11 protein-coding genes are annotated in these 12345 nt (G+C 62.9%); 3 read left to right on the forward strand and 8 right to left on the reverse strand.

Annotation, left to right across the window (positions count from 1 at the left end; translation table 11 throughout):
- Positions 1-153: 153 nt before the first annotated feature.
- Positions 154-831 (reverse strand): glutathione S-transferase family protein, encoded by a 678-nt coding sequence (locus KFO72_RS39215; protein WP_225034322.1) that lies wholly within the window; start codon positions 829-831, stop codon positions 154-156.
- A 224-nt stretch (positions 832-1055) separates the two neighbouring features.
- On the opposite strand from KFO72_RS39215, the gene KFO72_RS39220 reads away from it, so the two are divergent.
- Entirely contained in the window at positions 1056-2438 is a 1383-nt protein-coding gene (locus tag KFO72_RS39220; RefSeq protein WP_060604903.1) for a polyhydroxyalkanoate depolymerase, read from the forward strand.
- A 27-nt stretch (positions 2439-2465) separates the two neighbouring features.
- Here KFO72_RS39220 and KFO72_RS39225 read toward each other — a convergent pair whose 3' ends face one another.
- From KFO72_RS39225 to KFO72_RS39250, 6 genes are all read right to left on the reverse strand, one after another.
- Entirely contained in the window at positions 2466-3080 is a 615-nt protein-coding gene (locus KFO72_RS39225) for a flavin reductase family protein (protein ID WP_035999199.1), read from the reverse strand.
- A gap of 41 nt (positions 3081-3121) precedes the next feature.
- A complete protein-coding gene (locus KFO72_RS39230; protein WP_225034323.1) occupies positions 3122-4051 on the reverse strand; it encodes a 3-hydroxyacyl-CoA dehydrogenase family protein in 930 nt (309 codons plus the stop codon).
- 171 nt (positions 4052-4222) lie between these two features.
- A complete protein-coding gene (locus tag KFO72_RS39235) occupies positions 4223-4513 on the reverse strand; it encodes a hypothetical protein (protein WP_060604897.1) in 291 nt (96 codons plus the stop codon).
- Between the two features lie 441 nt (positions 4514-4954).
- A complete protein-coding gene (locus KFO72_RS39240; protein WP_007587493.1) occupies positions 4955-5113 on the reverse strand; it encodes a hypothetical protein in 159 nt (52 codons plus the stop codon).
- 359 nt (positions 5114-5472) lie between these two features.
- Positions 5473-6738 carry a hypothetical protein gene (locus KFO72_RS39245; protein ID WP_225034324.1) on the reverse strand — a complete coding sequence of 422 codons (1266 nt, stop codon included), beginning with the start codon at positions 6736-6738 and terminating at the stop codon, positions 5473-5475.
- Positions 6739-6912: 174 nt separating this feature from the next.
- Complete coding sequence (locus tag KFO72_RS39250) at positions 6913-7599, reverse strand: MgtC/SapB family protein (RefSeq protein ID WP_035999190.1); 687 nt, start codon at positions 7597-7599, stop codon at positions 6913-6915.
- A 169-nt stretch (positions 7600-7768) separates the two neighbouring features.
- Here KFO72_RS39250 and KFO72_RS39255 point away from each other — a divergent pair, with 169 nt between their 5' ends.
- Entirely contained in the window at positions 7769-8869 is a 1101-nt protein-coding gene (locus tag KFO72_RS39255) for an AGE family epimerase/isomerase (protein ID WP_225034325.1), read from the forward strand.
- Between the two features lie 947 nt (positions 8870-9816).
- On the opposite strand, the gene KFO72_RS39260 is transcribed toward KFO72_RS39255, so the two are convergent.
- Positions 9817-11424, reverse strand: coding sequence for a methyl-accepting chemotaxis protein (locus tag KFO72_RS39260; RefSeq protein WP_225034326.1), 1608 nt, complete (start codon positions 11422-11424; stop codon positions 9817-9819).
- Positions 11425-11665: 241 nt separating this feature from the next.
- On the opposite strand from KFO72_RS39260, the gene KFO72_RS39265 reads away from it, so the two are divergent.
- Positions 11666-12124: a PaaI family thioesterase gene (locus KFO72_RS39265; RefSeq protein ID WP_054933393.1), complete on the forward strand. Its 459-nt coding sequence runs from the start codon at positions 11666-11668 to the stop codon at positions 12122-12124.
- Positions 12125-12345: the final 221 nt, after the last annotated feature.

Consider the following 12345-nt stretch of genomic DNA (forward strand, 5'->3'; position numbering starts at 1 on the left):
CAAAGAAAAGTAGGTGCCGCCCCGCACAGGGGCGACGCGTGAAGCACGCTAACAACTCGCGGATGCCAGCGAAAGCGAAAGCGAAAGCGAAAGCAAATCACGGCCGCCAGCGTAAAGCAAAAAACCAAACCCAAAAACCAAACCAAAAAAAACCTAAAACTCAACATCAAGCTCGTCGATCTCATCGACTTCGAGTTGCGCTTCAGCAATCCACATCTGCATCTCAGGCATCGCCAAAATCCTCTGCCCATACGCAACGATATCCGGATCGAGCTGCACATCATAGGTAACAAATCGCGTAACAACAGGCGCATACATCGCATCCGCAGCGCTGCGCTCGCCAAACAGATACGGCCCGCCATACTCCCCCAAACACTCGCGCCAGATCGTCACGATCCGATCAATATCGGACTGCGCCCGCGCCCACACCTTAAACCCCGGAAAGTGCGCTTTCAGATTCATCGGCAAAGCCGAGCGCAACGACCCGAACCCCGAATGCATCTCACCGCATATCGCCCGGCAATGCGCGCGCGCCTTACGATCCCCGGGCAACAGCCCAGCCTCGGGCCGCACTTCGTTCAGATATTCGGCGATAGCCAACGTGTCCCATACCTTGATCCCGTCATGCACGAGACACGGCACGAGAATGGAAGGCGACAGCAGCAGCAACTCAGCCCGCGCAGCGGGATCATCAACAGGCATCACGATCTCGTCGAACGGCAAGCCGCTGAACTTCGCCAGCAACCAGCCGCGCAGAGACCACGACGAATAGTTGCGGCTGCTGATCGTCAGCGTGCTGGTAGCCGTCGTGTCAGCCGTCGGATTTGGCATGTCTCGCTCCACAGAAGATCATCGCGGCGCTTTCGCAGCATCGCGATGCACGATGCCGGGCATATTCGCACCAATTCGCGGCATAACCGGCACCTTACGGAATGGCGCGCAAGGGCTATGCCAATGCATCGCGGCAGCAGGGCTATTCCGCCGCCGCCGCGTTCGGCTCTATTGGCATATGACTTGCCTGTCATTGGCCCAGGTTCTCATCTCTTGCGAAAGCCATGAATCCGCTCGCTTATCCGGCGTACCAGGCGTTCGCCAACTTCATGCTGCCCTTGCGCCACGGCGCATCGCTCGTGCAGGGCGCCCTCGACGCGTGGCCCGAGTATGCCGCCACGCCACCCGGCCGGACGCTGCGCGCATCGGCCGAATTGCTGACGCTCGCGGGCCTCACCCATGTGCGGCCGCCTTTCGGTATCGGCAGCGTCGAGGTCGAAGGGCAAGCCGTCGATGTGATCGAAGAAGTCGCGCAGTCGACACCCTTCTGTTCACTGCTGCATTTCCGCAAGCACGCGTCGTTCGACGTGCCGCAGCCGCGCGTGCTAGTGATCGCACCGATGTCGGGCCACTTCGCTACGCTGCTGCGCGGCACGGTCCGCACGATGCTCGCCGAGCACGATGTCTACATCACCGACTGGCACAACCCGCGCGATGTGCCGCTTTCGGCGGGTCGCTTCGGCTTCGACGAGTTCGTGCAGCACGTGATCGACTTCACCGACACGATCGGCCAGGGCACGCATCTGCTCGCCGTCTGTCAGCCAACCGTCGCCGCGCTCGCCGCCGTCGCGCTGATGGCCGCCGACGACCATCCCGCACAGCCCGCCAGCATGACGCTGATGGCCGGCCCGATCGACACGCGCGTCAACCCCACGCGCGTGAATGAGCTCGCGAAGAGCAAGCCGATCGAATGGTTCGAACGGAATCTGATCAGCGCAGTGCCGTTCGGTTTTCAGGGCGCGTTCCGGCGTGTCTATCCGGGTTTCGTGCAACTGAACGCGTTCATGTCGATGAATCTCGAACGGCATCTGGAGTCGTTCGAAACGATGTATCACGAGCGCTCGAAGGGCGACCCGGAAAAGGCGGAAGCGATCCGCGCCTTCTACGAAGAATACTTCGCGACGATGGACCTGACGGCGGACTTCTACCTCGAAACCGTCGATACCGTGTTTCAGCGGCACGCATTGCCGCTGCACGAACTGGAAGTGCGAGGGCGGCGCGTGGAGCCGTCGAAGATTCGCCGCACCGCGCTCTTCACCGTGGAAGGCGAGCGCGACGACATCTGCGCCGTCGGCCAGACACTCGCGGCGCAGGATCTGTGCGACAGGTTACGGCCGTATCTGAAGACGCATCATGTGCAGACGGGCGTTGGGCACTATGGCGTGTTCAACGGGCAGCGCTGGGAACGGCAGATTTATCCGCGCATCCGCGCCGTGATTCACGACAACGAGCCGCGTGCCGTGCCCGTCGTCACGCGCGGCGCGCAGGCGTCGCTGACGCTCGCGCCGGCGGCGGCTTCGAGCGCGACGGTGCCGGCAGGCACGACGCCCGCCGCCACGGAAGCGGCCGACGTCGATCTGGCTTCCGATGAGCCCGCCACCGAATGAGCTTCGTGGCGAGCCTCAGTCAAGGCATCACGACGTCGGACGAAACATCTGGAACATCTCGCCGATCTGCGCATAGTCGGCGCGATAGCCCGCGCGCATGATCGGCTGCGCGGCGTGCGTGTCGAACAGGCCATCCTTCAGATACGCGTTCTGGATGTGCACGCCGACCACCTGTCCGAGCGCGAGCCAGTTGTCCATCGGCTTGCCGCTCAGATCGTGCAGCTGCACGATTTGCAGCAATTTGCATTCGAGCGCAGCCGGCGATTCGCCGACATGCGGCACCGACACGTTGCGCCCCGCCACGGGCGTGAGCCCGGACAACTGGAATTCGTCGACGTTCGCCGCAACGGGCGCGGATGTGCGGTTCATCTGCTCGGCGAGCGGACGCGTCGCCAGATTCCAGACGAACTCGCGCGTCTCTTCGATATTGCGGATGCTGTCCTTGCGGCCTTCGCTGGCAAAGCCGATGATCGACGGGAATGTCGAAAATGCGCCGAAGAAGCTGTACGGCGCGAGATTCAATTGACCGCTCGCCGCACGCGTCGAGACCCAGCCGATCAGGCGCGGCGCGACGATCGCCTTGAACGGGTCGTGAGGCAGGCCGTGGCCGTTGGCAGGATCGTAGAAATAGACGTCGGACATGTATCGCTCTCGTTGTGATTGACCGTGCGCGTTCGCGCCGCTCAGTTCTGACCGTTTCCCTGGATCACGCGCTTGCGGCCCGCCTTGACCTTCGCGGTCTGCGCATCGTCCCAGTCGTAAAAGCCCGCGCCGCTGCGCACGCCGACGCGCCCCGCCTGCACGTGCTCGCGCAGCAGATCGAGCACGTCTTCGTCTTTGGCAAGCGCCGGCATCAGGTGCGTGCTGATATCGACGAAGGTATCGAGGCCGCCCATGTCCGCTCCTTCGAACGGCCCGACGATGCCCCAGCGCTTGCCGAGCGACGCCTTCATCACGCGGTCGACGACATCCGGCGTCGCCGCGCCCGAGCGCACGATGTTCAGCGCTTCGCGCAGCACCGCGAATTGCAGCCGGTTGCCCACGAAGCCCGGAATCGCTTTCGACAGCACGACGGGTTCCATGCCGATCGCGTGCATCAACGTGACTGTCGTGTCGATTGCGTGCTGCGCGGTGTCGCGGCCCGGCACGACTTCGACGAGCGGAATCATGTGCGGCGGATTCCAGAAGTGCGCGATCAAAAAGCGTTCCGGCGCGCGCAGCGGCGCGGTCAACTGATCGGGCGGAAAGCCGCTCGTGTTGCTGGCGAGGATCGCGTCGTCGCGCAGCACTCCGTTCAACTGCGCGTAGAGGCGATGCTTCAGGTCGAGCACTTCGGGAATCGCCTCGATCACGATATGCGCGTCCGCCATGGCGTCGAGCGTTGCGCTCGTTTCAATGCGCGACAGCGCGTCGTCTTTTGCCTGTCCGTCGATGCGCCCTGCGTCGATCAGTTCGTCGAGCACGGCGCCCGCTTTGGGCGCGACGCTGTCGAGCCGCGCGGCATCGACGTCGTGGACGATCGTCCTGTGTCCGTGCAGCGCGCTTTGCGTCGCAATGCCGACGCCCATCAATCCCGTTCCCACTACGCCTACGACTGGCTTGCTCAAACCCATTCCCCGTCTGATGTGTTGTCCATTCAAGCTCACAAGCATAGCGCAGCGGGCATTTTTCCGACGCCGGATACGACAGGGCCGGCGCGCTCTTGCGAGCGGCCGGCCCTGCGGTTGCGTCCTTCACTGTCCTTCGCACAGCGTTGGCGGCGTGAAGCGTGACGTCAAACCGTATTAATAACGCGGCGGCGGCGGACGATGGTCGCGGTCATGGTACGGGCCGCGATCGTGCGGATGGTGACGCATCCATTCGTCGTGCGCCCAATAGCGGTGGCCGTCATAGTAACGGTCGCCGTGCCAGCCAATGTTGACGTGCACGCCCACCGGCATCATGTGCGGCTGCTCATAAACAGGCGGCGTGTGGACGGGCGCGTATTGCGCAAAGGCGCTGCCTGCGCCAAGCAGTGCGCCGCCAGCGATCAGCGCGGCGACGATCGAACGCGAAGTCTTCTTGATGGCATTCATGGCTATTCTCCCTTTCGAGTTTCGTTGCGAGCGACGGCTGGATCGACCGGGACGGTCTCGAGATTCGCCGTTCGCTTGAGACCCACTTTAGCCGCGCAGACCTTTGACAGACGTGAGGACTTGTAAGCGCACATTTCATACGACACAGGCGGCAGGTGCGGGCTCGTAAGAGGATTTGCCGTGTTTTCGGAAGGATGTGCGGGGTTTGGCTATGCGCGATAGATCAGCGCCCGCGGAACCGCTGTTACATTCATTTCGGCGTGGAAATAATAGGCCGGTGATTACGACGGTCCGCGCAACGACGGGAGCGTCGTTGTTCGAGGCTTATGGTTTTTCAGGGGCGGAAAAACAAAAGCCCGGCAAGGCCGGGCTTTTCAGATTCGCCGCTTCTGGATGGCGGCGAGATGCGCAGTGCAACGTCTTTTTATAGGCGCCTACCGATTAGTCGGTAAGACGGACGCCGAACAAGGTTGCTTGCGACTTGCGAACACGCTCCGCTTCGCGGTGACGTGCTTCGTACGAATAATCCGAATCCAGAGGCAAGTGAGGCGACGCGAAGAGGTCGCTAACCTTTTGGAACAGCGCGAAAAGATAGTTCATGGCGACTCCCGGTTGGTTGGTGGTGCAGGGTTTTCCCTTAGAAAGAAGTATAGGGTTTTCCCTAGAACAAAGCTAGTGCAATGCAGCAATTTTTTGATGTGGTCGTTTGCCGCATAGTGTCTCGGGCGATATTGCATCGCACCACGCCCGCAGCATAAGGCTTCCAGACTCGTCCCTTTTTCTTGCAGAACCGATGCGTGGATACAACGGCGGGCGACCATGTCGGCGGCGCCGTTCGCGGCAGACGGTTAGTTGCGCTTCACGCGACTTCCCGTCGGAGCGATAGCGCTCGGACGGCGGCTCAAGGCAGGAATCGGAGAAAGCGCGCCACGCACAGGAGCGCGCCCGGCGTGCGAAGACTAGTGAGTGTGCGCTGACTTGCGCTTCTGGGCGTGCTGCGCATGCGCCACATGCGTTTCGGCGGGCCTGGCCGCCGCCGGAGCGACGGGTGCGGGAGCCGCTGGCGCCGTCGGAGCCTGGGAGGCGACAGGAAGGCTCGTGGTCGACGAGTCCGTGTCGAGCAGCGTCGCTAGCGTCGCCTGCTGGTTCAGCAGCATCTGTTCGATGCGCTGTTCGTGCGCGGTGGACTGATGCGAGAGGCGAAACAGCAGCAACGTCTGCGCGATACCAATCGCGATCGTCATCAGCAAGGCGCAGACGACGATCGTCAGCATCCATTTCATGCGCCGCGTGTGGTCGTCGGCGGCACGGCGCTGGTCAGCGATGACGCCGTAGAGCGCATCGACGGTATCGGCGAACGCGGTGGCGCGGGCATGGTCCAGTTCGGGCGTGGCGCGCGGCGCATGCGTCTGCGATGGCGGAACGTACGACGCGGCTCGCGCGGGCTGTTCGTTCGAGACCGCCGCGCTCGCATCATGCGCGGATACGTTGGACGGGGCCTCCGGTGCTGTTTTGCTATCTGAGTGCGTGACGCGCTGCGCCAAACCGCCCGCCGCGGGCGATCGCTCGCTTTGGGTATCGACGGCGGCGTCGGGAAGCGCGGCATGTGCCGCGGGCGAAATCTGACGCAGCGCCGTGACGCTGCGCACCACGCTCGCCGCCGCCAGCGACGCAGCCTGTGGCGGCGCATCAGAAGCCGCGTCGGCAGCCGGTTCCGCCGCCGCCGGCGCAACTTCGCTTTCGACCGAAGCAGCCAGCGCTCGTCCGTCAGCGAGACTTTCGGCGGCAGCCGGCTCCGGCGCGCCCGCTTCCGTGTCGATCACCATCTGGCCGTCATGCAGCCCGGCACCCGCTGCCAGATCCTTCGGCTGCGCCGCGCCACGCATCGCGCGCGCGGCAGTTTTCCCTTCCGCACCCGCCGCAAAGCCTACGCCATCCGGCGCGCCGACCGCCGCCAACACGACATCGGGCAGTTCGAAGCCCTGCAGCGTGCCTTGCCGCACGTCGATGCTCATTGCCTGCTGCTCGGCGCGCGCGGTGTCGTCGGGGAAGAGGTCGAGCGTGCTGCCGTCGCGCGCGGCATCGCTCAGTTGCGCGAGACGCTGCGCCGAGCGCGCGGCGCGCGCAAGCTTCTTTTCGGTTTCGGGGGAGACAGTGGACGTGCGCCGATTCTGCGAACGGGCGCGCGACGGGCGGGAAATCGTGGATTCTGCGGAATCTGCCATGTAGGAAAAGCGGGAACGCAGCGTTCGTCGCCACTCATGGCGCCCGTCAGCGCTGCTGTCGGTATTTTTCTAGAGTCTGCATTGTCTCATGCAAAGAGGGTCACAGAAGTGGATCGCAGCCTTTTTGGGACGGCATTTCGCGCGCCGCGCCGGAAGATCGTGGGCAGATCACGCTCACGCCGGCTCGCCATTGTCGCGAAACTCCTTGACGCCCTGGATGGCGCGCAACTGACCGCAGATCGCCGCATACTCCGTCGATGAGACGCGGTGCAGCGTGATCGTCACTTCGTCCAATTGCGCGTCGTCGTCGCTCTGCTGCATGATGAACTGCTTGACGCGCGGGCTCGCCGGACCGAGAGCCTCGTGCAGCGTATGAAACGTCATCGAGCCGCGCTCGACCAGCAGCGACAGCTGGCGGCGCTGCTTGACCGTGATGAAGCGCTTTTCGATCGGTTTGATCCCGGCCAGGATGATCAGAATGATGATCGTCGCGGCGATCGACGCCGTGTACAATCCGCCGCCGACGGCCAGCCCGATCGCGGCGACGGACCACAGGCTCGCGGCTGTCGTCAGGCCGCGGATGATCTCGCCGCGCAGCAGGATCGACCCGGCGCCGAGAAAGCCGATACCGGACACGACCTGCGCGGCGATCCGCGACGGGTCGAGCACGACGTGCTGGTTGCCGAGCACATCCGCGAAGCCGAACGCCGACACGATCATGATGAGCGTCGAGCCGACGCACACCAGCATATGCGTGCGCAGCCCGGCCGCCCACGAAAGCCGCTCGCGCTCGAAGCCGATCACGCTGCCGAGTGCCGCCGCGAGCACGAGCCGGGAAATGAGTTCGAAATTGCCGATCATGTTGTTCTCCTTGTGATGTCGCCGGTTGCCTGCGTCTTTGTCTTTGCCCTCGCCCTTGCCGTTGTCTTACGGCGCGTGCGCCCTGATGCCCGGTGCGCGCCGATTGGCTTATGCTGCAGCATCGGCGGGTACGCCTTCGCCTTCCATTCCTATTTCGATCTTCCGCACCATGAATGCAACAACATCGACGCCTGAGCTCGCGGCCGCGCTACGCGAGCATTTCGCGCGCGTCATCCTGCCGATCTGGCGAGGCCCGGGTTTCAACGCCGCGCTCGGACTGCCCTACGAAGCCGTCGCCGCCGACGGCCGCACGCCGCTGCCCGTCACCCGTTACCGCGCAATGGCGTGTGCGCGGCAGTTGTTCGTTTTCGCGCTGGCAGGCGAGATGCAGCATGCGCAGCGTCTGTTCGAATCGCTGACCCGTATCTTTCAGGACAGCACGCATGGCGGATGGTTCTATAGCGTGGACGCACAAGGCGTGCCGCTCGACACCACCAAGGACTTGTACACCCACGCGTTCGTGGTGTTCGCATGTGCCGAATACGGCGCGCGTTCGGGCAACCGCGATGCGCTGGACATTGTGCATCGCGCGTCGTCGCTGATCGAGGACCGCTTTGCTGCCCGTGACGGCCTGTTGCACGCCGCGCTCGATGCCGGCTTCTCGGGTACGGACGACATGCCGCTGCAAAACCCGCTGATGCATCTGACGGAGGCATGGCTCGCGGCGCGCGCCGCTACACAGGACGCCGCGTTCGATACGGCGCTCGCGAAGCTCGGTGACGCCATTGCGCGTACTTTCGTGCATCAGCCGACGGGGTGTATTGCCGAATTGCCCGTCGGTAGTGCGGATAACCGGCTTGAGCCGGGGCATCAGTTCGAATGGTTCTGGCTCGTGCGGCAGGCGGGCGATGTGCTGGCCGGGTCGGGTTTGCGCGAGGCGCTCGCGCGTGCGTTTTTGTTCGCGCACGAAAGGGGCGTCGATGCGGCGACGGGCGGCGTGCACGCGGCGCTCGATGAAGCGGGCGGGGTCAAGGATTCAACGCAGCGGATCTGGGCGCAGACGGAGTATCTGCGTGCACTTGCCGTGCATCATGATGATGATGTGCGGGCAGTGTTGCCGCAGCAGATTGGGCGGTTCCAGCCGCGGTTTTTGAATGCGCAGGGCTGGGTGGAATGCAGGACGCAAACGGGTGAGGTTTCGCGGGCGGAGATGCCTTCGACGACGCCGTATCATCTTGCTACTGCTTATGCGGCGTTGCCTGGGGTTTGATTTTTTTGTTTCGGGTTCGCGGGGTGGGGGGCGGTTTGCTCGGGGTTTGCGCTGGTATCCGCCGTTCGTTAGCGTGCTTCACTCGTCGCCGTTTGGTTTTGGTCTTTGCGTTGGCATCCGCGAATTGTTAGCGTGTTGCACGCGGTGCCGTTCGGTGTTTTGGCCTTTGCGCTGGCATCCGCGTTTTGTTAGCTCGCTTCACGCGTCGCCCCTGTGCGGGGCGGCACCTACTTTTCTTTGCCGCCGCAAAGAAAAGTAGGCAAAAGAAAGCGGCTCAAACCGCCAGTGCTAGTTCTTGCCTGAGGGCCCCCAAAGGTTCTTACGCTTCACACGGCAATCACGTGCCGCACGTTCGTTGCCAGCCCGTCGAGCAATCGCCTCACCCACTTCATGCGCCCGTACAAGGGCCAGCGGCAGTCAATGGCATGCGCCGCCAAGGTGGCAAACTGTGTGTAGGGTGTCGCGCCGCAAAGCTTGGCGCTCTTACCAGAAACACCAATCCTGCTACACAGTCCGGAGTGATGCGCGTATGGCGCGAAAGGCGACACACAGTTTGCCACCTGGGCGGCCGTGGACTGTCTGGCGCGGCGTGCTGCGACGGGGGAGCGTGAAGCGGGTGAGGCGTACAGCGAGAGCGTTGGCAACGCACGCAAACCGGTGCGTTGCCGTGCGAAGTGTGGGGACGTGGGGGGCCCGTGGATACGAACATGGGCTGGCGGTTTGAGCCGCTTTCTTTTGCCTACTTTTCTTTGCGGCGGCAAAGAAAAGTAGGTGCCGCCCCGCACAGGGGCGACGCATGCGGACCACAAACAAATCGCGGATGCCAGCGCAAAACCCAGGCGAACCAGAACCGCCCCCGCCGCGAAGGCGCAAACACGTTCCCAAGAGCAAGAGCAAGAGCAAAAAGCAAAAAGCAAAAAGCAAAAGCAAAAACAGAAAACCCGCGTTCAAACAAAAGCTTCCCCGCCGAGCCCCGGCGCCCCCTGCCGCCTCCGATCCGCGACCAACACCACATCAGAAATCTCAAACGCAGCCACCGCATCCTTCATCTGCCGCGTTTGCTGATGCAACGAAGAAGCCGCCGCCGCAGCCTCCTCTACCAGTGCCGCGTTTTGCTGCGTCATCTCATCCATCTGCACGACGGCCTGATTGACCTGCTCAATACCCGTGCTCTGCTCCAGCGATGAAGCGCTGATCTCGGCCATCATCTGCGTGACCCGCGAAATCGACTCCGATACATTGCGCATCGCTTCGCCCGCGCGCTCGACCAGCACCGACCCACCCTGAATCTCCGCGACCGACTCGCTGATCAGTTGCTTGATCTCCTTCGCCGACTGCGCGCTGCGCTGCGCGAGACCGCGCACTTCACCCGCGACAACTGCAAAACCGCGTCCCTGCTCGCCCGCGCGCGCGGCCTCGACGGCCGCATTCAACGCAAGAATGTTGGTCTGGAACGCGATGCCGTCGATCACCGTGATGATCTCCGCAATACGGTCCGAGCTTTGCGCAATGCCGTGCATCTTCGCGACAACCTGATTGACCACGTCACTGCCGTGCGAGGTCGCATCGAGTGCCGTCTCCGCCAGCGCATTCGCTTCGCGTGCGTGGTCGGCGTTCTGGCGCACGGTCGCCGTCAACTCTTCCATGCTCGACGCCGTCTCTTCGAGCGATGCAGCCTGATTCTCCGTGCGCGCCGACAGATCGGCATTGCCCGTGGCGATTTCGTCGGCGCCGATATAGATCGAATCGGCGGCTTCGCGCACGGTCTTCACGGTACGCGCGACGCTCGCCTGCATCACCGACAGGCCCAGGAACAAACGCCCGATCTCATTCGTGCCGCGCGCTTCGATCGGCTGGTTCAGGCGGCCTTGCGAGATTCGCTCGAAGTGCCGTCCCGCTTCTTCCAGCGGACCCACGACGCCGCGCCGCAACGCCACATATACGCCCGCCGTGCCCGCCAGCAGTAGCGCCAGAATGACGAGGCCAACCGAGCGGAACAGCGTCTGACGTGCGTCGATCGAATCCATCGACGCGCGGCCCGTCGCGTCGCCGAATTGCGTGAAGTTGTGCAGCTCGGTCAGATACGCGTCCTGCATGCCTTGGGTCGGCTGGTCGAGGAACGCCTGAATATTGCCCGCGTCGAGGTATTGCGCGAGCTCGCCGAGCGCAGTGTGAATCTTCTGGTACTTCTCGTTCAGTGCGGCGGCGCGCGCGTTGTTTTCGTCGTTGAGTTTCGGGGCGGTCATGAAGACCGCGAACGACCGGTCCGCGGCAGCGAGCTGCTCGCGCGCGTGCTGGACGATATCGGTCGGTTCCGCGCCGCCGCGCACCATCCGCGTGCCGGCGCGCGACAGGTTGATGCGTGCGTCCATCAGACGCTGCGTCGTCTCATTGACGGCATTCACCTGATGCAGCGCGACGTTCGCGAGATCGTTGACGTCGTCGTGCGTTCGGGTCATCGACCAGAACCCGAGCCCTTCCGTCACCAGCTGGAAAATACAGAAAGCGGCCAGAACACTTAACAAGCCTGAAGCGACTTTGATCTTGCTGAACATCGAAACACCTGAATTGCTGAGAAGGACGGGAGTGCATCCGGGTTTACGGCAATGTCAGGCGAAGCCTTGAGTGCTCGTCGGCAAAATTCCTGGTGCGTGAGTATTTCGGAAGCTTACGCGGTGCGATTACGTCGATTTACACAATAATTGCAGCGCCATTCTGCGAATTCCCTTGACGCGCTGCATTCACGCTTCCTAGAGTGGGGACATCGCCATGCGGGTTATGCCCGAAGGAACGACGATGACAGACCTACTCGACCGGGCGCGCGGCGCGCTGCACGCCCAGCCATTCAGCGTGCTGCTCGGCACCGAACTGATGTATGTCGGTGCGAACGAGTTGACGCTGTGCCTGCCGATCCGCGACGAATTGCGGCAGCAGCATGGTTTCGTGCACGGCGGTGTGATCAGTTATCTCGTCGATAACGCGCTCACTTTTGCTGGTGCGCTGGCGCTTGGGCCTCGTGTTGTGACGGGCGAGTACAAGATCAACTATCTGCGGCCCGCGATGGCGGGCGTGCTGATGGCACGCGCGGAAGTGGTGTATGTGGGGCGGCAGCAGGCTACCTGTCAGTGCGATGTGTTCGTCACCGATGGCGATAAGGAAAGGCTCGTCGCTGTCGCGCAGGGGACGATCAATCGTATCGGGGATGGGACGGAGGCTGGGGCTCCGTATGAAGGGGATCGGCATATGCGGGAGTGATGTTTTTTTTGTCTGCGACGCTCGGGTGGTTGGCGTTTTTCTCGTATCTGCGATGCTGTTTGGGTTGCCTCTGCGATGGTCGCTGCGGATGCGCGCGTAATGTCTCGAACGTGATTTGTTAGCGGGCTTCAGGCTTCACCGGTCGGGGTTTTTGGCCTTTGCTTTCGCTGGCATCCGCGATTTGCTTTTGCTTTCGCTGGCATCCGCGATGCGTTATCTAG

This window comes from Paraburkholderia sp. XV (assembly GCF_020177535.1).
Classification (GTDB): domain Bacteria; phylum Pseudomonadota; class Gammaproteobacteria; order Burkholderiales; family Burkholderiaceae; genus Paraburkholderia; species Paraburkholderia caribensis.

What these genes read in the sequence shown, in the direction of transcription:
- KFO72_RS39215 (WP_225034322.1), bottom strand. Translation starts at nt 831, where the DNA reads ATGCCAAATCCGACGGCTGACACGACGGCTACCAGCACGCTGACGATC.
- KFO72_RS39220 (WP_060604903.1), top strand. Translation starts at nt 1,056, where the DNA reads ATGAATCCGCTCGCTTATCCGGCGTACCAGGCGTTCGCCAACTTCATG.
- KFO72_RS39225 (WP_035999199.1), bottom strand. Translation starts at nt 3,080, where the DNA reads ATGTCCGACGTCTATTTCTACGATCCTGCCAACGGCCACGGCCTGCCT.
- KFO72_RS39230 (WP_225034323.1), bottom strand. Translation starts at nt 4,051, where the DNA reads ATGGGTTTGAGCAAGCCAGTCGTAGGCGTAGTGGGAACGGGATTGATG.
- KFO72_RS39235 (WP_060604897.1), bottom strand. Translation starts at nt 4,513, where the DNA reads ATGAATGCCATCAAGAAGACTTCGCGTTCGATCGTCGCCGCGCTGATC.
- KFO72_RS39240 (WP_007587493.1), bottom strand. Translation starts at nt 5,113, where the DNA reads ATGAACTATCTTTTCGCGCTGTTCCAAAAGGTTAGCGACCTCTTCGCG.
- KFO72_RS39245 (WP_225034324.1), bottom strand. Translation starts at nt 6,738, where the DNA reads ATGGCAGATTCCGCAGAATCCACGATTTCCCGCCCGTCGCGCGCCCGT.
- KFO72_RS39250 (WP_035999190.1), bottom strand. Translation starts at nt 7,599, where the DNA reads ATGATCGGCAATTTCGAACTCATTTCCCGGCTCGTGCTCGCGGCGGCA.
- KFO72_RS39255 (WP_225034325.1), top strand. Translation starts at nt 7,769, where the DNA reads ATGAATGCAACAACATCGACGCCTGAGCTCGCGGCCGCGCTACGCGAG.
- KFO72_RS39260 (WP_225034326.1), bottom strand. Translation starts at nt 11,424, where the DNA reads ATGTTCAGCAAGATCAAAGTCGCTTCAGGCTTGTTAAGTGTTCTGGCC.
- KFO72_RS39265 (WP_054933393.1), top strand. Translation starts at nt 11,666, where the DNA reads ATGACAGACCTACTCGACCGGGCGCGCGGCGCGCTGCACGCCCAGCCA.